This is a genomic window from Microbacterium sp. Root166, from assembly GCF_001427145.1.
GTDB lineage: Bacteria > Actinomycetota > Actinomycetes > Actinomycetales > Microbacteriaceae > Microbacterium.
In genome coordinates this window covers 259922-284476 of record NZ_LMGL01000002.1, presented here as the reverse complement: position 1 = coordinate 284476, position 24555 = coordinate 259922, and the positions used below count along the sequence as shown (strand labels likewise).

The 24555-nt window shown below is 66.7% G+C and carries 17 protein-coding genes and 1 tRNA gene; 6 read left to right on the top strand and 12 right to left on the bottom strand.

Going from position 1 to position 24555, the window contains the following annotated elements; genetic code table 11:
* Positions 1–6 precede the first annotated feature (6 nt).
* Positions 7–1311, bottom strand: coding sequence for an aminodeoxychorismate synthase component I (gene pabB / locus ASD56_RS09100; protein ID WP_055964557.1), 1305 nt, complete (start codon positions 1309–1311; stop codon positions 7–9).
* Between the two features lie 42 nt (positions 1312–1353).
* On the opposite strand from pabB, the gene ASD56_RS09095 reads away from it, so the two are divergent.
* The 4 genes from ASD56_RS09095 to ASD56_RS09080 all read left to right on the top strand — a co-directional run bounded on the left by ASD56_RS09095 (position 1354) and on the right by ASD56_RS09080 (position 4822).
* Entirely contained in the window at positions 1354–2046 is a 693-nt protein-coding gene (locus ASD56_RS09095; RefSeq protein ID WP_055964554.1) for a DedA family protein, read from the top strand.
* 4 nt (positions 2047–2050) lie between these two features.
* Entirely contained in the window at positions 2051–3088 is a 1038-nt protein-coding gene (locus ASD56_RS09090; protein WP_157535934.1) for an App1 family protein, read from the top strand.
* A 93-nt stretch (positions 3089–3181) separates the two neighbouring features.
* Positions 3182–3895: an SOS response-associated peptidase gene (locus ASD56_RS09085; protein WP_055964547.1), complete on the top strand. Its 714-nt coding sequence runs from the start codon at positions 3182–3184 to the stop codon at positions 3893–3895.
* 57 nt (positions 3896–3952) lie between these two features.
* Positions 3953–4822 carry a 3-methyladenine DNA glycosylase gene (locus ASD56_RS09080; protein ID WP_442922401.1) on the top strand — a complete coding sequence of 290 codons (870 nt, stop codon included), beginning with the start codon at positions 3953–3955 and terminating at the stop codon, positions 4820–4822.
* A 1-nt stretch (position 4823) separates the two neighbouring features.
* On the opposite strand, the gene ASD56_RS09075 is transcribed toward ASD56_RS09080, so the two are convergent.
* From ASD56_RS09075 to ASD56_RS09060, 4 genes are read right to left on the bottom strand one after another with little or no spacing between them, the layout of a single operon-like run.
* The gene (locus tag ASD56_RS09075) at positions 4824–6029 is read right to left on the bottom strand and encodes a glycoside hydrolase family 3 N-terminal domain-containing protein (RefSeq protein ID WP_235565632.1); all 1206 of its coding nucleotides are present in this window, start codon (positions 6027–6029) and stop codon (positions 4824–4826) included.
* The gene (locus ASD56_RS09070) at positions 6026–7111 is read right to left on the bottom strand and encodes a zinc-binding metallopeptidase family protein (RefSeq protein ID WP_055964541.1); all 1086 of its coding nucleotides are present in this window, start codon (positions 7109–7111) and stop codon (positions 6026–6028) included. The genes ASD56_RS09075 and ASD56_RS09070 overlap by 4 nt, the downstream gene beginning before the upstream one ends.
* Positions 7112–7157: 46 nt before the next feature.
* A complete protein-coding gene (locus ASD56_RS09065; RefSeq protein WP_055964538.1) occupies positions 7158–8294 on the bottom strand; it encodes a PQQ-dependent sugar dehydrogenase in 1137 nt (378 codons plus the stop codon).
* Positions 8291–8767 (bottom strand): VOC family protein, encoded by a 477-nt coding sequence (locus ASD56_RS09060; protein ID WP_055964535.1) that lies wholly within the window; start codon positions 8765–8767, stop codon positions 8291–8293. The genes ASD56_RS09065 and ASD56_RS09060 overlap by 4 nt, the downstream gene beginning before the upstream one ends.
* Positions 8768–8951: 184 nt before the next feature.
* On the opposite strand from ASD56_RS09060, the gene ASD56_RS09055 reads away from it, so the two are divergent.
* Both ASD56_RS09055 and ASD56_RS09050 read left to right on the top strand, forming a co-directional pair.
* Positions 8952–11222 carry a prealbumin-like fold domain-containing protein gene (locus tag ASD56_RS09055; protein ID WP_055964532.1) on the top strand — a complete coding sequence of 757 codons (2271 nt, stop codon included), beginning with the start codon at positions 8952–8954 and terminating at the stop codon, positions 11220–11222.
* Positions 11223–11553: 331 nt separating this feature from the next.
* Entirely contained in the window at positions 11554–14922 is a 3369-nt protein-coding gene (locus ASD56_RS09050; RefSeq protein ID WP_157535931.1) for a LamG-like jellyroll fold domain-containing protein, read from the top strand.
* Positions 14923–15048: 126 nt separating this feature from the next.
* Here the strand turns inward: ASD56_RS09050 and ASD56_RS09045 are convergent.
* The 7 genes from ASD56_RS09045 to ASD56_RS09015 form a co-directional block, all read right to left on the bottom strand.
* Positions 15049–15121, bottom strand: a tRNA-Ala gene (locus tag ASD56_RS09045).
* A gap of 206 nt (positions 15122–15327) precedes the next feature.
* Positions 15328–16386, bottom strand: a complete 1059-nt coding sequence (locus tag ASD56_RS09040; protein WP_157535928.1) for a hypothetical protein — start codon at positions 16384–16386, stop codon at positions 15328–15330.
* Positions 16387–16413: 27 nt separating this feature from the next.
* Positions 16414–17139, bottom strand: a complete 726-nt coding sequence (locus ASD56_RS09035; RefSeq protein ID WP_055964523.1) for a M48 family metallopeptidase — start codon at positions 17137–17139, stop codon at positions 16414–16416.
* On the bottom strand, positions 17126–20212 hold the full coding sequence (locus tag ASD56_RS09030) for a type I restriction endonuclease subunit R (RefSeq protein ID WP_055964521.1): 3087 nt from the start codon (positions 20210–20212) through the stop codon (positions 17126–17128). Before ASD56_RS09030 ends, ASD56_RS09035 begins: the two co-directional genes overlap by 14 nt.
* A complete protein-coding gene (locus tag ASD56_RS09025; protein ID WP_055964518.1) occupies positions 20209–20940 on the bottom strand; it encodes a TIGR02391 family protein in 732 nt (243 codons plus the stop codon). Before ASD56_RS09025 ends, ASD56_RS09030 begins: the two co-directional genes overlap by 4 nt.
* Positions 20937–22076 (bottom strand): restriction endonuclease subunit S, encoded by a 1140-nt coding sequence (locus tag ASD56_RS09020; protein WP_082541398.1) that lies wholly within the window; start codon positions 22074–22076, stop codon positions 20937–20939. The genes ASD56_RS09025 and ASD56_RS09020 overlap by 4 nt, the downstream gene beginning before the upstream one ends.
* Positions 22076–24526: a type I restriction-modification system subunit M gene (locus tag ASD56_RS09015; RefSeq protein WP_082541397.1), complete on the bottom strand. Its 2451-nt coding sequence runs from the start codon at positions 24524–24526 to the stop codon at positions 22076–22078. Before ASD56_RS09015 ends, ASD56_RS09020 begins: the two co-directional genes overlap by 1 nt.
* Positions 24527–24555: the final 29 nt, after the last annotated feature.

Below are 24555 nucleotides of genomic sequence, written 5' to 3'. Positions count from 1 at the left end.
CCGTGCTCACCAGCCGGGCGGCAGCTCCGCGCCCAGGGCCGCCAGCGGCCCGCGCGCCTTTATCCCCACCTCGGCGACCTCGGCCGCGGCATCCGATCTCCACGTGATCCCGCCGCCGGCGCCGACGTATGCGCCGCCCGGGTGCACGACGATCGAGCGGATCACCATCGCGAGGTCGAGCGCCCCGTCGTCGCCGACCCACCCGAAGCAGCCCGAGAACACCCCGCGCGGACCGCGCTCGAGCTCGTGGAGGATCGTCATCGCGGAGAGCTTCGGGGCGCCCGTCATGCTGCCGGCGGGAAAGGCCGCGTCGAGGAGCCCACCGACGGTCGTGCCCGGCGTCAGCGTGCCCGAGACGGTGCTGACCAGCTGGTGCACGGCCGGGTAGGACTCCACCTGCAGCAGGGCGTCGACGCCGACCGAGCCGGCGTCGCACACCCGTGAGAGGTCGTTGCGCATGAGATCGACGATCATGACGTTCTCGGCGCGCTCCTTCTCGTCGGTGCGCAGCTCCTCGGCGAGCGCCGCATCGGTCATAGGGTCCTTCCCGCGCGGGCGCGTGCCTTTGATGGGACGGGTCCGCACGACCCCGTGCTCGACCTCGAGGAAGCGCTCGGGACTGGCGCTGGCCAGCGCCACCCCACCGGTGCGCACCAGTCCGCCATGGTGCGCGGGCGTCGCCGCGCGCAGGCGCCGGTAGGCGTCGACCGGATCGACAGCGGCGTCGATCGAGAAGCGCGTCGTCAGGCACAGCTGGTACGCATCGCCCTCGCGGATGGCGTCACGGCAGCGCTCGATGAGCTCGGCGTACTCCCCCGCCGCGTGCCGCGGCCGTGCGCGGGCCGCCGTCGCAGGTGCGGCGGGTTCAGCGGGCTCGGTCGCGCGCGCCGCCGTCGCGGCGAGCGTGCGGACGTCCCGGGCGGGCGCCACCGCCCAGGCGCGGCGGCTGCCGTGATCGAACGCCACGAACCGGTCCACGCGCAGCCACGACTGCTCCGGGCTCGCGTCGTCAACCTCGGCCGGCGCGTCGGCGCGGGCCGCTGCCGCGTCATAGCCCGCCCAGCCCACCCAGCCACCGCGGAATCGTCCCGCCGGCCAGCCGTCGCCCGGATCCGCGGTGGCGCAGACCACCGCTCGCACGGCGCCGGGGTCGTCTTCGGGCACGCCGGTGCCGACCCAGCTCCAGCCCTCGGCAGCGCCGGGTCCGGCATCCAGCCAGAAGGCGTGCTCGTCGCGGGCGTGCTGGTCCAGGAAGACGGATGCCGGATCCACCCACCGGGCCAGCTCCACGGCGACGAGCGGCTCCGACATGTTCCCAGGCTAGAGGGCCGCTCCGGGTTCTAGGCTCGTGGGGTGAACGAGTTCCTGACCTGGCTGCTCGACGCCGTCCAGAGCGTCGACCCGGTGCTCCGGACTCTGTTGGCGGGGCTGGCCATCATGCTCGAGACCAGCGTCCTGATCGGCCTGGTCGTGCCCGGCGACACCGTCGTGATCGTCGCCGCCACCGCGGTCGACTCACCGCTGGAGGCGGTGCTCCTGGGGCTTGCCGTAGTGGTCGGCGCGCTGATCGGCGAGAGCATCGGGTTCTGGCTCGGCCGGTTCCTGGGGCCGAAGATCCAGCACTCCCGCCTCGGACGCCGCATCGGCGAGGAGAACTGGCATCGGTCGGAGCGGTACCTGCGCCGCCGCGGCGGGCCTGCGATCTTCATCTCGAGGTTCCTCCCCGTGCTGCATTCGCTCGTGCCCCTCACCGTCGGCATGAGCGGCTACCCCTACAAGCGGTTCCTCGCCTGGACCATCCCGGCCTGCGTGGTGTGGGCCACTCTGTACATCTCGGTCGCGGCGGTCGCGGCAGGCACGTACCGCCAGCTGGCCGATCAGATCCACTACGCCGGCTACATCTTCGTCGGCGTGATCGTGACCTTCCTCGTGCTGGTCTTCGTCAGCAAAAAGGTCATCGAGCGCGTCGAGCGCAAGCACCTCGACCACGCGCACGACGAGGTGCCGTCGCCGGGCGGTTCCATCGATGCCGACATGGAAGACTGAGAGGATGCCCGAGCTCGAAGCGAAGACCGCGCGCACGAAAGTGCTGTGGTTCGCCCGTCTCGAGTACCGCTTCCACTCCTGGCGCGAGCGCCGTGCGCGCCGCCGGGGTCACACGCCGACGGTGACGCCCTTCCCGGGGTATGCCGGACCGGACTGGGTGCGGGTTCTCGGCCGGGTCATGATCGTGCCGCCGGTGAAGCGCACCGAGTCGGGCGAGTACGCCAGCGTCCGAGGCTGGCGCAGCTTCGTCGCCGTGCCGATCGGCTACGCGCAGGTCACCGTCACCATCGCGGGCGTCGACCACGAGGTGGTCGCGGACCGCGGCGGAGTGATCGACGTGCGGCTGCCCGCGCGGCTCGAACCCGGCTGGCAGACCTTCACCATGACGGTGGAGGACGGCGAGCCGGTCGAGACGCGAGCCTTCGTGGTCGCGCCCGAGGTGAGCTTCGGGGTCGTCTCCGACGTCGACGACACCGTGATGGTGACGGCCCTCCCGCGCCCGCTGCTCGCGGCGTGGAACTCGTTCGTCGTCGACGAGCACGCCCGCCAGCCCGTCCCGGGAATGGCTGTGCTCCTGGAGCGGGTCGTGCGCGAAAGCCCGGGCTCCCCGGTGATCTACCTCTCCACCGGCGCGTGGAACATCGCGCCCACGCTGATGCGCTTCCTGCGTCGTCACCTCTTCCCGCCCGGATCGCTCCTGCTCACCGACTGGGGCCCGACGCACGACCGCTGGTTCCGCAGCGGCAAGGCGCACAAGCTGTCCAACCTCCGCCGTCTCGCCGAGGAGTTCCCGGACGTGCGCTGGCTCCTCATCGGCGACGACGGCCAGCACGACGACGAGATCTACACGACGTTCACCGCCGAGCACCCGCAGAACGTGGTCGGCGTCGCCATCCGCCGCCTGTCCCCTGCGGAGGCCGTGCTCGCCGGCGGCCGGACCGCTGTCAACGACCACTCCGCGGCCTCGGTCCCCTGGGTGACGGAGTCCGACGGCGCCGGGCTGCTCGAGCGGCTCGAGGCGATCGGCGTCGTCCCCAGCTGACATCGGGTCTCTCGGACGACGGGCGCGCGTCAGCAAACCGGGGGTTTGGGGCGGAGCCCCGATGAGGTCGGACCCCGCGCGTAGGCTGGCCGCATGTGCGGACGCTTCGTGGTGGCCAGTGCCGGATCCGAGCTCGTCGGGGTGCTTCGCGTCGATGTCGAGGGCGATGATCTGCCCGAGCCGTCGTACAACGTCGCACCCACCGCGCAGGTGGCGATCGTGCTCGACTCGGTCAAGGAAGAGCTGCCCGTCCGCCGGCTCGAGAGCGCTCGATGGGGGCTCGTGCCCGGCTGGGCGAAGGACCCCAAGATCGGCGCCCGCGCCTTCAACGCCCGGTCCGAAGAGCTCGAGGACAAGCCGATGTTCCGCTCGGCGCTCGAGAAGCGGCGCGCGGTGGTGCCGGCATCCGGCTACTACGAGTGGAAGACCGTCGACGGCGTCAAGGTGCCGCACTACATCCACCCGGCCGACGGGTCCCCGCTGCTGATGGCAGGCCTGTACGAGTGGTGGCGCGACAAGTCGAAGACCGACGACGACCCCGAGCGCTGGATGCTGAGCTTCACGATCCTCACGCGCGATTCGATCGGTCACCTCGGCTCCATCCACGACCGCATGCCCCTGTTCCTCGACCCCGATCACGCCGACGCGTGGCTCGATCCGACGACCGACAACGTGCGCGACGTCCTCGACGCGACGATCGACGCCGCCCCGGCGCTCGCCGACACGCTCGCCGATCACGTCGTGTCCAAGGCCGTCGGCAACGTGCGCAACAACTCCCCCGACCTCATCGAGCCTGCGGACGACTGACCGGTCCACAGTGCCCAGGTTCCGCCCGATCGGGCCGCGTATCCTCGAACGGTGACGATCGCCCCCGCCTCCGACGCGGTGCTGACCGCGCGCGAATGGCGGGAACTCGAGGCCGATCATGAGGTCCGGGCCGACGCGCTGACCCTCGCACACCGCGAGCGCTCGTCGCGTGGTGAGCGGCATCCGGTCGAGGACTTCCTCTTCACGTACTACTCGTACAAGCCCGCCGTGCTGCGGCGGTGGCACCCGGGTGAGGGCGTCGAGCTGGCGGATGCCGCGACCTCGCGTCGCGCGGAATGGCGCTGGTACGCGGCGGGATCGCTCCCCGGTTCGCTTCGGGTCGACGGCGTCGCGCTGCGAGGCCACCGCGACCTGCTCGTGGCGAACATCACCCGGATCCTGCGCGCGACCGCCGGCCGAGCCGCCGGCTTCGGCTGCTTCGGCCTGCACGAGTGGGCGATGGTCTACCGCCAGGGCGAGCATCGGCATCCCGCACCGCTGCGCCTCGGGCAGGGACCGACCGACGCCGTCGTCGAGGCGCACGAGCTGCGCTGCACGCACTTCGACGCCTTCCGGTTCTTCACCCCTGACGCCGTCCCGCGCAACCGCGTCGAGCTGTCGCGCGAGAGTCAGGCGGTGCGAGAGCAGCCCGGCTGCCTGCATGCGGGCATGGACCTGTACAAGTGGGCGATCAAGCTCGGCCCGATCATCCCGGGCGACCTGCTCCTGGACACCTTCGAGCTGACGCGCGACATCCGCACCCTCGACATGCGCGCCTCGCCATACGACCTCAGCGCGTGGGGCTACGAGCCGGTGCCCATTGAGACTCCCGAGGGCAAGACCGCGTACGTGCGCGCGCAGCGCGGGTTCACAGAGCGCGGACAGCTGCTGCGCGCACGCCTGCTGGGCGTGATCGAGGGCTCCTGAGTCACTCCGCGGGCGCGCAGTCCGCGCATGGCACGAGACCCCTGCCTTCGGCCGCGAGCCGCAGTCGCAGCGCGGCCACCCGCTCGGCGGCCTCCTCGAGCCGCTCGGCCGGCAGGGCGCCGGACTCGACGGCCGCCACGATCCCGTCGACCATGCGCGGAGCGGTGTCGGCGGTGGAGAACACGACCGCGAGCACCATGTCGTTGCCCGCGGCGAGAGCAGCGACCGCGTTCGCGACCGTATCGGCGTAGGCAGGCACCCCGGAAGCCTGCAGCATGCCGAGGTCATCCGTCACCGCGACGCCCTCGAACCCGAGCTCTTCCCGCGCGATGCGGTGCCACTCCGCCGAGAGCGTGGCGGGCGCGGGGTCGACCGCGGTGTACGCGAGGTGCCCGAACATCAGCAGCGGCGCGCCGGCGTCGATCCCCGCCTGGAACGGGAGGCCGTCGGCGGACGCCCAATCGGTCTTGCTCATCGGGGTCGAGGGGATCCCCTGGTGCGAGTCGCCGGGTGCGGCGCCGTGACCGGGGAAATGCTTGAGGGTCGACAGCGCATCCGATCCCTCGCCCTCGACGGCAGCCGCCACCCGTTCGGCAGCCGAAGCCGGAGTCGTGCCGAGCGCGCGCCGGTAGATGAACGAGGCCGGGTCGGCGGTCTCGTCGGCGACGATCCCGAAGTTGACGCCGATACCGGCCCGCTGGACGAGCGCAGCGCGGCCCGCGAAGGCCGACAGGGCGGCCGCGGGCGGCTCGGACTTGAGCTGGCGGGCCGACGCGAAGCCGTCCCACGGCAGCCGGGATACGTCGCCGCCCTCCTGGTCGACGGCGAGCAGCGGCGGGAAGGCAGCATCGAGGGTGAGCGCAGCCGTCACGCCGCGCAGCGCGTCCTCGTCGGGCGGGATGTTCGCACCCATCAAGATGAAGCCGCCGATGCCCGTGGCGGCCATGTAGGCCTGCAGAGCAGCAGGATCCGTCGTCGGCAGGTGGCCCATCACGACCGAGGCCGCCTTCTCACGCACCGACATCGCGGCGACGCGCTGGGCCGCGGCATCCTGGATCGCGTCGGCCGGGGCCGCCTCCACGCGCACGGTCGCCGGCTCCTCGACTGCCGGTGCTTCGGCCGAGGCGCCGCCCGTGGCCGCGACGGCCAGGGCCGCGCCGAGCACGAGTCCCGCCGTGGATCGCAGCAGGACGGACTGCCTGCTCACGCCCGTTCCTCGTCGGTCGCGAGGGCGATCGCGATCTGCTGGTCGAGCGTCAGAGGCGCGCGCGTGATGATCTCGTGCAGGAACTCCAGCTTGTGCCGCACCGGTCCCACGATCGTGAACGGGTAGAGGTCGCCGAAGCCCATGGCCCGGTTGATGCGGTTGAACGCCTGCGACAGCCACTGCCAGTCACTGAGCAGCCGCTGCACGGGCTCGTCCTGGTACGACTGCAGCGGGACCACGTCGATGTCGCGCAGGTTGCTCACCGCCGAGTCGAGCCGGATGCCGATGACCGCGGCGGTCTGCAGTGTTCCCGTGATGTGCAGATAGTGGGCGAAGGTCTCGGCGAAGTCCTCCCACGGATGCATCGTGGCGTACTCCGAGATGAAGCTCTCGTGCCAGCCCGCGGGGGCGCCGATCTTGTAGTGACGCGTGAGCGCGTCGCGGTAGCTCGCCCGCTCGTCGCCGAACAGCTCGCGACAGCGCGTCCACAGTGCCTCGTCGGTGAGCAGCACGTTCTGGTAGTAGTGGCCCACCTCATGACGCAGGTGCCCGAGGATCGTCCGGTAGGGCTCCCCCAGTCGCACGCGCAGCGCCTCGCGGCGATCATCCAGGCTCTCCGCCAGGTCGATCGTGACGATGCCGTTCGCGTGCCCGATCATGACCGGCTTGCCGTCGGTCAGGCTCGAGATGAGGTCGAACCCGAGGCCGCCGGGCTTGATGTCCCACGGGGCGATGGGCAGTCCGAGATCGCCCAGTTGCAGCAGCAGCCGCCGCTTGGCCTCCTCCGTCTTGGCGAGCTTCTCGAGCGCGACGGTGTCGCCGGCGTCGGGACGGCGCCGGGTGAGACGGCACGAGAAGCAGCGGCCCGCCGGCGCGTCGTCGCGCACGAGCCAGTTGCAGTCCCACTCTCGATTCGAGCACGCGTACCAGGTCCGCTCCCCGATCTGCACACGGCCGTGGCGGAGACCGAAGAACTCGCGCAGCTCGATGTTGTAGCCGAGTTCCGCCTCGCAGTTGGGGCACGTCAACGTGTCCAGGTAGACGAAGTGCCGGCAATGCGGGCACCGGGGTTGAGAGCTCACCGACTCACCGTAGCGCGCGCAGCTCCGAGCGGACCCTGCGCGCCCGTCACGGTCGTGGCTGCACCGGCAGACGGATGAGGAGGTCGTCCTCGGGGCGCGGTGTCCCTCGGCCGTCGGTGTTGTTCGTCAGCAGCCACAGCGAGCCGTCCGGTGCCGCGACCGCCTCTCGCAGCCGGCCCTGCTCCCCGGTGAGGACCGCGACCGGCTCGGCGGCGAGCGCCCCGGCGGACGTGTCGACCATCCACACCCGCTCTCCCCGAAGGCCTGCGACGAAGAGCGTGTCTCCCACGGCCGCGATGCCGCTCGGACTCGCGTCCGCGGTCGCCCAGACCACCAGGGGGTCGATCAGACCGTCCCGCCCGGCCATCCCCTCCACGATGGGCCAGCCGTAGTTCCCGCCCGGCTCGATCAGGTTCAGCTCGTCCCACGTGTTCTGGCCGAACTCGCTGGCCCACATCCGCCCGTCCGCCGTCCAGGCGAGGCCCTGCACGTTCCGATGACCCCACGACCACGCCGGTCCGCCGCCGGGGTTGCCCGGGGCGGACTCCCCCGCCTCGGTGAGCCGCAGGATCTTGCCGCCGAGGGCATCGGGATCCTGCGCGGCGTCGCGCTGCTGCGCGTCCCCGGTGCTGACGTAGAGGAAGCCGTCCGGGCCGAAGGCGATCCGTCCGCCGTTGTGGGTGCTCGCCCGCGGGATGCCGGCGAAGACCACCTCCGCCGCGCCGACCTCGAATGTGCCGGGCTCGCCGCGCAGCGGCATCCGGATCACCCTGTTGTCCTCCTGCGCACCGTGGTACGCGTACAGCCACGATGTGTCGCCGTCCTCGAGCAGCGCGATCCCGTGCAGGCCCGACTCCCCGCCTGAGACGACGCCGGGCACCGTGCCGATGCTGCGCAGGTCGCCGCCCGGAAGGAGTTCGAGCAGCGTGCCGTCGTCGCGCTGCGAGATGAGGGCGCCGCCGCCGGGCACCGGAGCGACGGACCAGGGCGCGGCCAGACCCACGGCAAGGGTTTCCGGCGCACCCGCGGGCTGCCACCAGCCGGCACGCGGCGTGGGCGATGCCTCGGCCGACGCCGTGGACGACGCGGTGGGCGGGACGGCTCGGTCGGGCACTTCGGCGGCGCAGCCCGACAGGACGCCGACGACGAGAACGGATGCCGCGACCCGCGTCGCACGCCTCATGTGCCCGCCGCGGCCGCCTCGAGCGCGGCGATGTCGATCCGTCGCATCGTGAGCATCGCCTGCACCGCGCGGTGCGCCCTCGCCGGATCCGGGTGACGGATGAGCTCGATGAGCCGGTCCGGGATGATCTGCCACGACAGCCCCCAGCGATCCTTGAGCCAGCCGCACGGCTGCTCCTGGCCGCCGTCGGCGGTCAGCGCGTCCCAGTACCGGTCGACCTCGGCCTGGTCCGCGCACGAGACGTAGAGCGAGATCGCCTCGGTGAACGGGAACTGCGGACCGGCATCCATCGCGTAGTAGTCGCGGCCGGCGAGGCGGAAGTGAGCGTGCATCACGGTGCCGCCCATCCCCGGCACCTCGTCGGGATAGCGGCCCAGCGCAACGATCTCAGAGCCGGGAATCAGTTGAACGTAGAACGAGATCGCCGCTTCCGCGTCGCTGTCGAACCACAGGAACGGGGTGACATCGGACATGGAACGCCTCCTGGTCTCGAGATCCCAGGGTCCCCTGCGGATCCAGCGGGGTCAATCCCGGTGGCGATCTGATTGGATCCAGCGAACTCTCAGCAAGAATCGCGTGAGATCCCGCCCCCGAGGGCATCTCTCCTGTCGGCGCCTCTACCCGAGCGCCGACTCCCTTGGACCCAACAGGATCAACATGCCTTCTTCTCCCGTCCGCCGCGGCCGCCGCCTTGCCGCGGGCCTCGTCGCGATCGCACTCGTCGGTGGATCGGCGATCGTCGCCGCCGCGCCCGCCGCGGCAGCCGAGCCGCTGTCCGTCACCTACGTCGCACGCATCTGCGACGAGTACACCGACATCATGGCCAACAAGGCGCGCAACAACATCATGGAGTCGCTGCGCAATCTCGGCCCCGACACGACGTATGCGACGAACGGGATCATCAACCCCGCCTCCGAGGCCGCCGGTTCGCCGAACTGCCGTCCGTTCCCTGACTGGACGCTCTCCGTCGGCCGCGGGATCATCGCCAAGACGGAAGCCGCCAACTGGCTCAGCCGTGCGTCGAGTCCGTACATGGACGGCGCCGTCACCACAGCCGCCAGTACGGCCGAGCTCGATTCCGCCGGCCTGCCGACCGGTCAGACGATCGATGGTGCCGTGACGGTTCCGCTGACGCCCGAGCAGATTGCGACCGTGCAGTCGGGCGGGCGCCTCGTCGTACAGGGCGGCGTCGGCGTGGATACGCTCAACGGCCGGCAGGCGGATGTCGCGTTCGGCACCCTCCGCTGTGCCCAGGACGGACTCAACGGCGACAACGTCGACTATGTGTGGTTCCCGAACGGCTCCACGCACGTCTTCTGCTACTACTACGCCACGACCCCTCCCCCTGGCACCGGCACGATCACCGTGCGCAAGGAAGTGCCGGCGGTCACCAACGGTGCGGGGACCTTCGATTTCGAGGGCAACATCTCGTTCAACAAGCCCGAGGGCCAGTTGGGAACCTTCACGCTGCGGTCGGACGCGGCCACCGCGGGTTCGCAGACGTTCATCCGCGCCGCCGTCGGTCCCGGTGACGAGCCATGGACCTTCCGCGAGCTCGACGAGGCCGGCTGGACCTTCGACGGCCTCGAGTGCGTCTCGGCTGCCGGTACCAGCGTGATCGACATCGCCGGAACCGCGACCGGGATCCGGCTCGCGGAAGGCGACGACGTCACCTGCACGTACACGAACAGCCGCATTCCGACTGGCCCCGCCTCGCTGTGGAAGGCGACGCTCGGTCGGGTGGGGACCTTCCCCTTCACGATCGTGGGGCCGAGTATGACGGTGAACGCGACCGTCACGACCCTGAACGAAGGCGAGCCGCAGCTGGTCACCTCTGTGCCATCCGCCGAGCCCGGAACGATCACCGCACGGGAGACCATGCCGGCGGCTACGGACGCGGGCCATTGGGAGATGGTGACCGCGCAGTGCAACGGTGAGGCCAAGCCGATCACGGATCTGGGCAACGGAGTCTGGGAGACGAGCGCCACCTTCCAGACCGGCGACAACATCGAATGCCTCGTCGTGAACGAATTCATCGCGAGCGCCTCGCTGTCGGTGGCCAAGATCACCACGGGCGGCGTCGGCTCATTCACATACGACATGTTCCCGTTGACCGCGACCGGAGAGCCTGCAACGGGGGCCGGAGTGGTCACCGCGAACGCCACGACCACCGAAGAGAACGTCTCTATCGCCGGTGACACCGCCTACGAGAGGATCGACGTCCAGGAGCACGGCCTCTTCGGCATTCAGGAGATCATGCCGGCAGCGAGCGACGCCGGTGTGTGGCGGATGACCGGCGTCGACTGCGGCGGCGCCGAGCAGTCGGTCGACCTCGACTCGGCTTACGTCACGGTCGCGGTCACCGAGTCGGCTCCCGACCCGGTGTGCACGTTCTCGAACGAGATCGTGCCCGCCGGAACGATCACCGTCACCAAGAACGCACCGAGCGACCTGACCCAGCGCAGCGCCCCGGTGATCCTTTCGCTGGACTGCAACGGCGTGATCACCGAGGTCGTCCTGGAAGCGGGTGCGTCCACGGTCACCGAGACCGTGACCGGCATCCGCGAGCCCCAGGCCTGCACGCTGACCGAGTCGCAGACCGGTGCCGCAGCGGGGTGGGATGTCGCGACCAGCGCGACGCTGTCGGCTGACGGCGGCCCTGCCACCCCATGGGACGACCTCGGCTCGTTCGAGGCCGATCTCGGCGTCGAAACGGTCATCGTGGTCGACAACGCCTACACCGCCACCCCGCCGGCAGGTGGTGGCAACGGCTCCGGTGCCGGCTCTGGCTCTGGCTCCGGTGCCGGCTCCGGCTCTGACCTTGCCGCAACTGGTCTAGGTGGGGCCTGGATGCCGCTGGCCGTCGGCGGCGCGGCCGCGGTGCTCCTGGGTCTGTGGCTCGCAGTGATGCGCCGACGAACCGCGTGAGCTGATGGAAAGGCCGCGGTGGCGATGAGTCGCCGCGGCCCTTCCGTGATCGCCGCCGCGCTCGTTCGCCCGGCAACAGCGGAAAGCCCCCGGATCCCGGGGGCTTTCCGCTGTCTTTCGGTGGAGGCCCTTGTGGCCAGTTGCGTCGAGAGGGACAATTCAGCCACGGTCTCTGGGGAGCCGCTTCACGCATGCGATCAACACCGGTGTGGCCCGGTAGAGCTTGCCGCGTGCGAGCACCGCGCCCAGGGTGACTCGTTCGGGACCCTGCCGGCAGCGCACCGCGTTCGCCGGCGGCTCTGTGGGATCCCGCGATCCCGGGGAGGTTCTCATGTGGGGAAGACTCAAAGCGCTGCGCCGGCCGCTGGCCATGCTCACCACAGTCGGCGTGGTCGTTGCCGGGCTGCTGGTGCTCGGCACTGCCCCGGCGACGGCCGCGCCCGCGCCGGTGGTCCAGCCGCCCGTGACGGCTGTGTCCGCAGACCGCCTGCCGACCGTCCAGATCAACGGTGTGGTGTGGTCGCAGGTCGTCGTGGGCAATCGGGTGTACGCGGGGGGCAGCTTCACGGCCGCTCGTCCGGCCGGCGCCGCACCCGGAACCAACCTCACCGCTCGGAACAACCTCCTCGCGTATGACATTACGACCGGCAACCTCATCTCGACGTTCGCTCCCTCCCTCAACGGCCAGGTGCTCGGGGTGGCGGCGTCGCCGGACGGGACGCGCATCTATGCCGTGGGCGACTTCGTCACGGCCAACGGGTTCGCGCGTCGCCGGGTCGCCGCGTTCGATGCGACCACCGGTGCACTGGTCGCCAGCTTCAACCCGAGCGGAGTGAACTCGCAGGCCCGCACCGTGGTCGCCACGAACGACGCCGTCTATGTCGGAGGCGGGTTCGCCGGACTGCAGAACGGCACGCTGCGCAACAACCTCGTCGCCTACCGTGCCTCCGACGGCACCACGCTGTCGTGGAACCCCAACGCCGACTACACGGTGTGGGCACTGGCGATCTCCGCCGACGGCAACTCCGTCTTCGCGGGAGGCTCGTTCCAGAACGTCGGCGGCCAGCCCTCCTACGGCCTGGCGAAGGTGGCCGGCGCGAACACCGCCACCCCGGGAGCGCTCGACAGGGCGTGGCGGGATCGTGCCACGAGCTCGGCGAACGGCGTGCGCAATGCGGGACCGGATGCCGGGATCTCGAGTCTCAGAGTGCAGAACGGCTTCCTCTACGGCACGACCTGGCATTTCGGCCCGGGAGGCAACCTCGAGGGGACTTTCAAGACGCCGGTCACGACGGGCGAGGTCGAATGGGTGACCGACTGTCATGGCGACACGTACTCGAGCTTCATGGCCCGGGGCTTCGTCTATGTCGCGGGTCACTCGCACTACTGCGGCAACATGGGCGGCGGCTTCCCGCAGTACAACGAATGGCGCTTCCAGCATGCGATGGCGTGGACGGATGCCGTGGGCGGGGAGATCCTCAACGACGTCCACGGCTACCCCAACTGGCACTTCCGCAAGCCCGGTCCGTCACTGGCGAACTGGCTTCCCGACATGTCGATCGGCAGCTACACCGGTCAGTACCAGGCCGGCTGGAGCGTCGCGGGCAATGACGAGTACGTGGTCTACGGCGGTGAATTCCCGGCGGTGAACGGCGTTGCCCAGCAGGGGCTGGTGCGCTTCGCCGTCCGGTCGAAGGCGCCCGGCGGCGAGGGCCCGCGCTTCGTCGGCAACGCCACCGTGCCGACGCTTGTGGCGACGTCGACCACCTCCGTCCGCGTGAGCTTTCCCGCCGGGTTCGACCGGGATGATCGCAACCTGCGCTACCGGGTGATCCGCAACGGCGCGTTCGGCAGCCCGCGCTACGACACGACCGCCGACTCGAACTGGTGGACGCTTCCCCTGATGGGATTCGTCGATACCGGACTCTCGCCCGGCTCGACCTACGAATATCAGCTGCAGGTCACCGATCCGGGCGGCAACCAGGTGATCGGCGCGACGGCGTCGATCACGATGCCCACCTCGATGGCGGCATCCGGTGCGTACGGGACGTCGGTGCGCAGCAGCGGTGCATCGATCTACTGGCCCTTGAACGAGACGAGCGGCACACGGGTCGTCGACCGTGCGGCGTCTGCCACGAGCGTTCCCGGAATCGGCGTGACCGACGCTCGCAGCGACGCGGGGGTGACTTGGAATCAGGCGGGCGCGATCCCCGGCGACTCGGCCGCTGCGTTGGGTGACAACAACTTCAGCCGCATCTACGCCGGCAACTGTGCGGCGCTCGGCGGCTGCAATTGGGGCACCCGGACCGCGCCGGACACGTTCTCGAGTCAGGTGTGGATCAGAACCACATCGACCAGGGGTGGCCGCATCCTGGGCTTCAGCGACCTGCAGTACCGGGAGGCGGGGTCCGGCCACCGCGACCGGCACCTGTACATGACGAACTCCGGGCAGCTCATGTTCGGCGTACGGGCCCAGGACGGGTCGAACCGCACGATCACGAGCCCGCGCTCCTACAACGACAACCAATGGCACCAGGTGACCGCGACGATGGGCCCGGCCGGCATGGTGCTCTATGTGGACGGTGCACAGGTCGCCGGCCGCACGGACACGACGCAGGGTGAGGCGTATCTCGGCTACTGGCGCGTCGGCGGCGACAGCCTCGACGGCTGGCCGTCGCGGCCGACGACGGCCAACTTCGCCGGCGGGGTCGACGAGGTGGCGATCTACCCGACCGCGCTGAGCCTGGGCCAGATCCAGGCGCAGTACAGCGCGAGCGGACGGACCCCGCCGCCCGGTGGGACGAACCAGCTCCCGGTCGCCGCGTTCACGACGGCCACGAGCAATCTGACGGTGTCGGTCGATGGCACGTCGTCCACCGATCCGGACGGCTCGATCGCGGGCTACTCGTGGGCGTTCGGGGGTGCCGGCACGGGAAGCACAACGGGTGGGACCACCTCGTTCACCTACACGGCGGCGGGCACGTACACGATCGTGCTGACGGTCACCGACAACCGCGGCGCGACCGACACCGAGAGCCGTCAGGTCACGGTGGCGGCGGGGGGTACGCCGACCGTGATCGCGAACGACACCTTCGACCGCACTGTCCAAGGCGGGTGGGGCGCCGCGAACACCGGCGGCGCGTGGGCCACGACCACCGCGGCCAGCAATTTCGCCGTCGCCGGCGGCTCCGGCACGGTGCTGATGGCGACGGGCACCGGTCCGTCGGCGTACCTGAACGCCGTGGCTGCGACGAACGTCGAGATGACCAGCAGCTTCGGCTTCGACAAGGCAGGGACCGGCGGCGGCGTGTACACGTCCCTGGTCGCCCGGCGGATCGGCACCTCGGACTATCGGCTGAAGGTGCGCGTGACGGCGACGGCGACCACGATCTTCCTGGTCCGGACGGTCAACGGTGTCGAGACCACGCTGGCCGCTCAGAACGCGACGGGCGTGTTCGCTCCCGGCGACGTGCTCAACGCTCGGTTCCAGGCGCAGGGTGCCGGGACGACGACGTTGCGCGCGAAGGTGTGGGAATCGGGGACGACGGAACCCGCCACGTGGCAGGCCACCGCAACCGATACCAGCGCCGGGCTGCAGGCCCCGGGTGCGGTGGGCATCTACAGCTACCTGTCGGGTTCGGCGACGAACGGGCCGGTGGTGCTCAGCGTGGCCGTCTTCACCGTCGTCCCGCTGGCGTGAATGCTGGGAAGGTGCGCGTTCTCTCCGGGAGCATCGATGCTTTGCCGTGAGGTCGGGAGCGAGGATTTCCGGCGCCCCGGAACAGCGAAAGCCCCCGGAATCCGGGGGCTTTTCGCTGTCGTTCGGTGGACCTGAGGGGACTCGAACCCCTGACCCCCTGCATGCCATGCAGGTGCGCTACCAGCTGCGCCACAGGCCCGGATGGTCTCCGCGGATACCCAAAACCCCCGGAATCTAGCCCTTCGGCTTCACTCCGGTGGTGGTGACTGCCAGCATACGCGACCGGGCTTCGAGGATTCTCGACACATTTCGAGGACCTGCGAGATATCCGAAGTGTCGAGAAAAGGACTACAACTCAGGTTCGCTCGCGATCGGAGTGCGCGGCGATGCCAGTACTTTGCGCCGCTACGCGCGGAGATCCAACTGACTGACCCAAGCCGACCAATCCCGGTTCTGGATGCCGCCTGACTCAGCGCTCACCTGCGCCAGCGCCTCGACCCCGGACTCTTCGACGGTGTCGGACTCCAACGACTCGCTGTCGGGATCCCATCGAAGGAAATCGACGCTGACTCGAAGTTCGACCAGCGCGAGTGCCGTGGCAGTTTCGTCCCTTCGGGACACTTCAATGTCGTCTACGTTCACCACACGATCGATTCCGAGCACGCGGACCACAGGATCGTAGTTGGAGTCCCGGCGCGGCAGCAACCCTGGTGGCAAACCACCCGCGACGGTCGCGCGATGGAGCTGACGTTCGGACAGGCGCGGTAAGTCCTCGCGGATCGCCTGATCAACGAGATCGAACGCGAGCTCCGATCCGTTCTGTAGACGAAGCAATGCCTCTTTAGCGGCCCAAATGTCTTTGAGTAAAACCGGAGCATCACCATCAGCAAAGTGCTGGTCCGCATCGCGGTCAGCGGTGACGAGCACGACCCTGCCCAAAGAGTCAGCCGCCGCTTCGACTAAGCGCCACGAAGCGCTGTCGGATGCTCCAGTCTTTACCGCCTGACCCTTGTCCGACTTTGTACGCCCGGCCCCTAACTTGAGCACCTGATCGCGGATGCCTGCGACTGCCGCTTCTGCATGGTTACCAAGATCAAGAACCACAACGGCCTGTCGCCCATCGTCGAGCCAAAAGTCAGTGACCTTCTCCTCCAGGTGCTCGACAAGCTCAGCAATGCTCCAGGTGTACGCCACTTCGGCGAACCCCTCGACGCCAGATGCGTCCAAGCGCCGCGCCGCCGCCTCAGTTGTCTTCTTCGTGGTCAGGGCCAAGTTGTGAGCGTGTTCGGCCCACTCCCATAGCGCGGGCTCTGGAATCCAGATTTCCACGACCAGTTCTTGCGCGTTGATCACGTCGACCAACTCCCGGATCTGTTCCAGGTTCAAGAAGCCGTTGCTGCCCGAGTTGGTATCCAGCACAATCGCTTGCACATCTTGAGGGATCTCACGGTTTCGTTCGGTCATCACGCCCCTGACCCGTCGGTCGTTCGCTCATGCCGTCCAGACCTCTTCCGCCAGCGGCGCATCGTTTAGCTCATCGCGACGGACCCGCCAGTCGGGCAAGTTGCGATCCATCAGGGCAGCAAAGCGCGCACCGTGAGCGCCGTCGAAGTAGTGGGTGAGTTCGTGCACAACGATGTACTCGAGGCAATCAGGGTGCTTCTTGGCGAGCTCGACGTTAAACCACAGATGATGGCTCTCGCGGCTACATGAGCCCCACTTGGTCTTCATCTTCCGAATCGTCCACTTGGGGACGGTCACCTCAAGCCGCTGCTCCCAGGTATCAATGAGATCAGGGAGTACGGCGCGGAGTTGCGCGCGGTACCACCGTTCGAGATAGGTACGGCGCTGCTCAATGGAGGCGTCGGGAGTTACGTATAGGGCGAGACGGTCACCGTCGACTTCGACATGCGCGCGACCAGGTCGCTCAATCACCTTCAATCGCTTCCGGATGCCCCAGACGTAGTGCGACTCACCTGTCACGATCTCGCGAACTGATTGCCGCGCAGCGTCTTGCAGCTCCTTGCGCTGTCGCCGGATCCAGGCGAGACGCTGAATCACCGCCAGTCGGATCTGCTCGTCGTCCAACCCCATGGGCGCGGCGACACGCACACGTCCGGCTGGCGGATAGACACCGACATGAAGGTGCTTGATGTCCTTGCGGACAACGTCGATATCGAGCCCTCGTACTGTGAGGTACGCGCTAGCGGTACTCATCACGAGACCTCACGAGATCAAACACCGCGTCGAGCCGACCGTCTGCGTCGGGAAGGGCTCGGGCGATAGCTTGTCTGACCTGCTTACGCTTCATCGGGTTGTCGGCCCAGTCGTGCTTCTTCACGTTTCGCACCGCGGAGTCGATGACGAACGCGAGGTCAGTATCGTCATCCAGCGTGTCGATCAGTGCCTTCTGTCCACCGTGTTTCGCCCACGTCGGGTAGGTCTTGCCAGTGTCCTTGGCCCCGAGCTGCTGTGCTGCTTCGAGGATGTTGGCCAGGTACGCCTCGTAGTCGAGCGCTTGTTTGCGGCGTTCCTCAAGAATCGCGTCGAGCAGTTCGCTCATGCGGTCGTAGAACTTGGGATTGAGCGCGCGCTCGTCGATGATCACCTTGCGCATGTTGTTGACGATGGTCTCGGCAACTGCGTCCTTGCTCTTCTTGATGCCCGGAGGGAGCTTGTCAATCGCGGCCGGGCCGAGCTTGACGATGAGGTCGATGAGGCCGGTGTCCTCGAAGTTGGACACGACTTCCGAGGCGCCCGCCTTGATGTAGGTATCAAGCAGGAAGCGCATGTCGGCCTCGTAGGCCTTGAAGTCGACGTCTTCACCTGCGGCGAGCTTCACCTCGGCTCGCACGTCGCTGTAGTGCGCGATCTCCTTCTTGATCTTGTCGACGTCGGCAGGGCTGTAGCCCGCTTCGGCCATGTCGTTGGCGACGTTGGCGAATGCGCGTACGACCCCTGAGACGGCCTTGTAGAGTTCCACGCGCTTCGGTTCGTTGGCCTTGATCTGAGCAGCATCGCCGGCCACCTTCGAGACGAAGTACGCGCGGTATTGATCAGTCCCCTTGGGAGGGAGCACGGGCTCGCAGAGCGCACGGATTCGCTCAAGTGCGTCATCAAGGTCGTCGCGCGCCTTGTCGATGCGATCGGTGAGGAGTCCTTCGATGTCCTTCTTCTCGTACCCTTCGAGGGCGCCTGAGGTGTAGTCGTTGATGGCGCTTTCTAGCGAGTTGAAGAGGTCACGGTAGTCGACGATGTAGCCGTAGTCCTTGTCGTTGCCGTCGAGCCGGTTCACGCGGCAGATCGCCTGGAACAGCCCGTGGTCCTGCATCTTCTTGTCGATGTAGAGGTAGGTAGCGCTCGGAGCGTCGAAGCCCGTGAGGAGCTTGTCCACCACGATGAGCAGCCGCATCTGGCCCGGCTCCTCGATGAACTGCTTCTTGACGGCAGATTCGAACTCTTCGACGCGCCCCATGGCCGCGTCTTCGGATTCGTCGAAGTAGTCCGCGAGCATGCGGCGGTAGATGTCGTACTGCGCGAGCTTTTCCGTCTTGCCTGCCCCGGAGTCTTCCTTCGAGATCTCGGTGACGTTCGGCTGGTAGCTCGTGACGATGGCGCATTTGCCCTTGAAGCCAGCGGCGACGAACAGGTCGTAGAACTTGCACGCTTGGTAGATGCTGGCTCCGACGAGCATGGCGTTGCCGCGGCGGTCCATCAGGCGCGGCTTGGTTTCCATGTCCAGGAGGATGTCGGCGACGATCTGCTCAGCACGAGACTTGCTGGAGACCACTTTCTGCATCGTGCCCCAGCGCTTCTTGAGTTCGGCGCGGGAGAGATCCGTCATGCCCTTGGTCTTCGCCTCGAACCACTTGTCGACGTGGGCGGGTGAGGTGAGGTCCTGATCGATGTCACGCGCTTCGTAGCGAAGGTCAAGCACGACGCCGTCGCTGACAGCCTCGTTGAACTTGTAGGTGTGGATGAACGACCCGAAGGTCTCGATGCTGGTCGCCTTGTCCGCCTTGAGGAGCGGCGTACCCGTGAAGCCGATGAACATCGCGTCCGGCAGGAGCTGCTTCATAGCGCGGTGCATCTTGCCGGTCTGCGTGCGGTGGGCCTCGTCGACGAAGACGAAGATGTTGCCCTTGGCGCGGAAGCCCTTCGGGAGCGCGGCATTGAGTTCAGCGATGTAGTCGTCGGTGTCGGCATCCGCGCTGTCGGTGTTGTCACGGAACTTGTGCACGAGCGACCCGATGAGCCACTCCTCGGAGGTGTTGAGTGTGGAGATTAGGTCGGCGCCGCTCTTGGTCCGGTAGATGGACTCATTGACGCCCTTGAATACCTTCTCGATCTGGTCGTCGAGCTCCGTGCGGTCGGTGATGATGAGGACACGGGGGTCGGTGCCGACCTGCGACTCGCGGATCCACTTCGCCAGCCAGACCATCGTCAGGCTCTTGCCCGATCCCTGGGTGTGCCAGATGATGCCGCCCTCTCGCTGGACGATGCGCTCCTGCGCTGCCTTGACGCCGAAGTACTGGTTGTGGCGCGGCCCCTTCTTGACTCCCTTGTCGAACACGATGAAGTCGTGGATCAGCTCAAGGAAACGGTCCTTGCTGCACATCTGGAGCAGCGCACGGTCAAGCGGCGACTCGACGTCAGAGTCTTCCTTCCATTCAAGCCAGTACTTCTCAGGCGTATCGATGACGCCGTATCGCAGCCCCTCGGCATCGTTGCCGGCGAACAGATACTGGACGGTCGAGAAGAACGGCCGGATGAAGTCCTTACTTTGATTGCCGATGGACTGGCGGATCCCCTCGGTCAGCGACACCTTGGAGCGCTTGAGCTCCAAGACCCCGAGCGCCAACCCGTTGACGTAGAGCACGATATCCGGGCGCTTGGTGTGGTGGCCAAGCACCGTGACCTCTTGTGCGAGGGCGAAGTGGTTGGCTGATGGGGTCTGCCAGTCGATGAGCCAGACTGTCTGCGTTGATTCACCGGCAGCTGCCTTGACCTTCACGCCGTAGCGGAGCAGCTGGTGAACATCCCGGTTCGCCTCGTAGAGGTTGTGGCCGACGCCTACCGCGGCGGCCTTCTCTAGCTGCTCGATGGCGCGGGTGATGAGGACGTCGTCGTAGTTCCGAGCGCGCAGGTTCTGGGTAAGGAGGTCAGCCTCGATGCCGTTGGTCCGATTGCCGTCGTGCCAGTCACCGAGGTAGTCGTAATCAAGCTGCTCCCTGAACAGCTTGACGACGCGGTCCTGCGTCTTCTTCTCGATCTGTCCCACTGTGCTCATGACGTCCCCCCTGCATGCTCCACATTTGATTCATCTACCCAGCGCGCGAGCACGCTCAGCGCCGCCAGGTACTCAAGCGCAACCTGCTCGGACAGCTCCTGATCCGCCTCATGTGAGAGCGGATTACGGATGCCGGCGAACACGCCCTCGGCAAGCGACATCGCCCCGCGCTGCACGGAACGATACGTGTCGCTGTCTTCGGGTGGCATGCGGCGCAACCGCGACTTGCCGGGCTTCGCTTCATCGAGCGAGAAGGCCTGCTTGAAAAGGTCCGTCTCGCTGACGTCACGACGCCCCACCTTGTTTTGCGTCTCGGCGTTGAGCTTCGTCACCGCGTCGCGCACAGCCTGCACGTAGTGCCCCGACTGCCAGAGCGACCGCGCGCCGCTCCAGATCCAGGGATGCAGGTCTGCGGCTGAAATCTCCGGTGCGTCATCTCCGAGGTTCTGCCGGATCTCGTCAGCACGCTTCAACTGCGCACGCGCGCGCGTTGCAGCCTCACGATGTCTAGCCCACGCTGTGTACTCATCGTCCGGAACTTCGACTCGCCAGCGTGGAAGAACTCGATCCAGTATCTGCTCAACGACCTGCGCTTGCGCGGCAATATCTTCTTCCGAGCCACGCGGGAAGCTGCCAATGACATTCGGAGACGGATGTGGAACAAGTTCGGTCAAGTGGATGAGTGCGTCAAGCTCTTTGCGTGCCCACTCAGTGTTAAGCCCAGTCATGCCGCTGCCTCCGCAGGAAGACGAACGCGGCCTGTGAGGAGCTGCTGCATCATGCCTTGTTTAATGGCGCGCGCCTTTGCACGACGCTGATTGAGCACTTCAATCTCTCGATCGGCGTCCTGAATCACGGCCGCAACTGCGTCCTGTTCATTGCGAGATGGCACTGCGACCTGAATCCTGCTGTATTCAGCTATCCAACGGCGTTTGTGGTCGACAGCCACGAAGTCGATGAGTTGCATTCGCTCAAAGACGAACCGGAGATTCACTTCAGTGCGTGCGCTGAGCATCTTCATTGCTGATGACTTCGCCTTGAACGGAAAACCGACGTACTTCGAAGCAGTCGTAAAGTCATCGAAAATGATGACGGGCACAGCCTCGAAGATCCCGTTGCGCTCCTGTGTGCGTCCGAGAATGAAGGTCTTCCCTGCTGTGAGAACGGGGATGCCACTCGGCGTATAGTCAGTGGTCGCAACGAGGTAACGGCCGGGCTGCTCGTATGCGAGGAGATCCCCTAGTGGGCGAGCCCCCCAGGGCTCCGTGAAGCCCTCAAGCCGGGTACGCCCGGTCAGGAGCTGCTGCATCATGCCCTGCTTGATCGCCTGCTTTTTGGCGATGAGCCCCTCAAGCGTTCCGATCAGCTCGTCGGCGTCATCAAGCGCTCGGGCGATTTCCTTCTGCTCCTCGACACCGATCTCCGGCATCGGTGTCGACCGCACCTGCACAAGACTGATCTGCGGATACGCCTGTCCTGTGACAATCGACTCGTAGTATTCCCGCATCGTGCCCTGCGAAAGGAAGTGATAAACAAAGCTGGGGTCGAAGTTCCGATCCTTGATACGAACCCTGGCGATGTGCTGGTTGATATTGGCTGACCCGATACCGGTGAGCCGCACGACTCGGCCTACGTTGCCGGTAATCGTCATGAGAATGTCGCCGTCCTTAACGCGGCTGCGACGCAAGGACTGGTCGGCACCCTCGGAGATGAACATCGACTGGCGCATGTCCAGCCCCTGGCTGGAGACGCATTCGCTCCGAAGGAAGGGCACGCCGAAGGTTTGCCATTTGTATCCGTAGGTCGTCGGCGTCGCCCCCTTTGTGATGAAGGTTGAGATTTCTCCGAGAGTCTTGCGTGCCATCAACGCACCCCCATTGCCGCGAGGTGCGCCATCACCTTCGCGTCGAGACTGGCGAGCCGTGACTCAAGGTCCGCGACCGTCCCCCCGTAGCGCTCACCGAGTGCATTCACGCGGCCGACGAGTGCGAGTGTGAGGTTGCTTACTGCGCCGTCAACGTGCTCAAGCAGAGTCGATCGCCATTTCGCATCCAGCAGAAGCTCCTGGACGTCGCTGTTGGTGAGTGCGCCGTACTGACGCAGGGTCAGCTCGTCGAGCGTCGCCTGAACGTCCTTTGCTGTCTTCTTCGCGGTGGCTTCATTGCCGTAAAGGCTGATCAGGCGGCCCAGTGCGGCGATCTCTTCCTTGTCACCTGAGCCCTTGATCTCGCGCAGGCGTTTGGCTGCAAGCACCTTCGAGATCTTCTCGTCATCCATGGCCTCGGCAAACAGACCGTCTTCGACAGCGTGCTCTTCGACGAACTCCTCGACGGCGAGGGCAGCGTCTTCAGCGGCGGCCTGGAGCTCGTCGGTCTTCGCCCTTTCGGCGGCAAAATATCGCGACACGATCAAAGCCGGCGGGATGAGGTCCATCTTGAACTTCTTCTTGGCGCGGCCGCTACCGATCTCAAGATCCGCGTCCTCGGTGAGCTTGCGCTCCTTGTCCTCGATCGTCGGGCGAGGCTTTGCCGCGGTCGCCCATGAGCCTCCGTTGCCGAGCTCAGTCATGAGCAGGTAGACGTCATCGTGCATGGTGTCGTTCCAGTAGCTCATGAGCTGTTGGTAGACGTCGTACTCGTCCAGGAGCGGCATGTCCTTGAAGCGCGCGAGCAGGTCGTCGCCGAGGTCCCGGATCAAGTCATTCGGCTTCGTATCGGCTGTTATCCCGAGCAGTGCACTGCGGTGAGTCTCGAACCAGTCCGAGACAACAGACGCCACTTCTTGGCGGATCGTATCCAGCCCGCTTCGATTGAGGGCGTAGTCCTGCACCTCAGAAGGCTCGACTTTGAGCTTCGAGTAGCCCTCGCGAAGCGGCTCGAACAACGCACTCCTCAGTGCGGGCAGTGCGTCCCAGTACCTCTGCAACGCGTCGATGTCACGGTTGGGGATGCCGCCGTGGAGGTGCGCCGAGAGATCTTGAAGATCCTCGGGTTCCGAGCTGTCGATGTAGCGCGGGATGTTGAGGTTGTAGTCGTTCTTGGGATCGGCGATCTCGCTCATCGGCACCATGCGCGAGTAGCCATCGATCGGCAGTTGGCGGTTGAAGGTGTCGACGATCTTGTGGATGTCCTGGTCGCGGAGGCGGTTCTTGTTGCCGTCTTTGACGAAGCCCTTGCTCGCGTCCAGCATGAAGACGCCCTTGCGGCTGACAGCGTTCTCCTTGTCGAGGAGCACGATGCACGCCGGGATCCCCGTGCCGTAGAAGAGGTTCGCTGGCAGGCCGATGACGCCCTTGATGAAGCCACGCTTGAGGAGTTCGCGACGGATGTTGCCTTCGGCGTTACCGCGGAAGAGGACGCCGTGCGGCAAAATGACGGCCGCCTTACCCTCGGACTTCAACGAGGTAAGGGCGTGAAGGAGGAAGGCGTAGTCGCCGTTCTTCTCGGGCGGCATGCCGTACTCGAACCGACCGAAGTCCTCCTCGAGCCCGTTGTTCCATGACTTGATAGAGAACGGTGGGTTCATCACGACGTAATCGAACGTCTTCAAGCTCTTACCGTTGGTGAGCTGCGGGCTCGGGCTCGTGATCGTGTCGCCCTTGAAGATCTCCGCAGTCGCGTTGCCATGCAGGATCATGTTCATTTTGGCGAGGGCCCAGGTCGCGTTGTCCTTCTCCTGGCCGTAGGTCGTCATCCCGCGAGGAGCCTCAGCGGCAGCCTTCAGCAGCAGAGACCCTGATCCACAGGCTGCGTCGTAGACGGTCTCGTCCTGGCTGGTCGAGCTGCCGATCCCGACTACCTTCGCGAGTACTCGGGAGACCTCTGCGGGCGTATAGAACTGCCCCTTACTCTTGCCGGATTCTGTCGCGAAGTGGCGCATCAAGTACTCGTAGGCGTCGCCGAGCAGGTCGTCGCCTTCTGCACGAGAGCCGCGGAAGTCGAGGTCCCGGAAAATGGTCACGAGCTTGGAGAGGCGATCCTGCATCTCCTTGCCGTTGCCGAGCTGCTCGGCGTCGTTGAAATCGGCCTGATCGATTACGTTGCGGAGGCCGTTTGCATCCGCCAGTTTGCCGATGATCTTGTTGAAGCGATCACCGATCTCGGGATCGCCCTTGGCGGTGAACATGTCCTCGAAGGACCCGCCGTCGGGCACTTCGATGAGGCTGTCCGGATCGGACCCCGCCTTGTCCGAGACGTACTTCATGAAGAGCATCGTCAGGATGTAGTCCTTGTACTGACTGGCGTCCATACCTCCGCGGAGCTGATCGCAGCTTGCCCACAAAGAGCTGTAGAGGTCCGACTTCTTGAGGGCCATTACCGCACCGCCATCGTTGACAGCGCGCC

What these genes read in the sequence shown, in the direction of transcription:
- pabB (WP_055964557.1), bottom strand. Translation starts at nt 1,311, where the DNA reads ATGTCGGAGCCGCTCGTCGCCGTGGAGCTGGCCCGGTGGGTGGATCCG.
- ASD56_RS09090 (WP_157535934.1), top strand. Translation starts at nt 2,051, where the DNA reads ATGCCCGAGCTCGAAGCGAAGACCGCGCGCACGAAAGTGCTGTGGTTC.
- ASD56_RS09085 (WP_055964547.1), top strand. Translation starts at nt 3,182, where the DNA reads ATGTGCGGACGCTTCGTGGTGGCCAGTGCCGGATCCGAGCTCGTCGGG.
- ASD56_RS09065 (WP_055964538.1), bottom strand. Translation starts at nt 8,294, where the DNA reads ATGAGGCGTGCGACGCGGGTCGCGGCATCCGTTCTCGTCGTCGGCGTC.
- ASD56_RS09060 (WP_055964535.1), bottom strand. Translation starts at nt 8,767, where the DNA reads ATGTCCGATGTCACCCCGTTCCTGTGGTTCGACAGCGACGCGGAAGCG.
- ASD56_RS09055 (WP_055964532.1), top strand. Translation starts at nt 8,952, where the DNA reads ATGCCTTCTTCTCCCGTCCGCCGCGGCCGCCGCCTTGCCGCGGGCCTC.
- ASD56_RS09050 (WP_157535931.1), top strand. Translation starts at nt 11,554, where the DNA reads ATGTGGGGAAGACTCAAAGCGCTGCGCCGGCCGCTGGCCATGCTCACC.
- ASD56_RS09040 (WP_157535928.1), bottom strand. Translation starts at nt 16,386, where the DNA reads ATGACCGAACGAAACCGTGAGATCCCTCAAGATGTGCAAGCGATTGTG.
- ASD56_RS09035 (WP_055964523.1), bottom strand. Translation starts at nt 17,139, where the DNA reads ATGAGTACCGCTAGCGCGTACCTCACAGTACGAGGGCTCGATATCGAC.
- ASD56_RS09030 (WP_055964521.1), bottom strand. Translation starts at nt 20,212, where the DNA reads ATGAGCACAGTGGGACAGATCGAGAAGAAGACGCAGGACCGCGTCGTC.
- ASD56_RS09025 (WP_055964518.1), bottom strand. Translation starts at nt 20,940, where the DNA reads ATGACTGGGCTTAACACTGAGTGGGCACGCAAAGAGCTTGACGCACTC.
- ASD56_RS09020 (WP_082541398.1), bottom strand. Translation starts at nt 22,076, where the DNA reads ATGGCACGCAAGACTCTCGGAGAAATCTCAACCTTCATCACAAAGGGG.
- ASD56_RS09015 (WP_082541397.1), bottom strand. Translation starts at nt 24,526, where the DNA reads ATGGCCCTCAAGAAGTCGGACCTCTACAGCTCTTTGTGGGCAAGCTGC.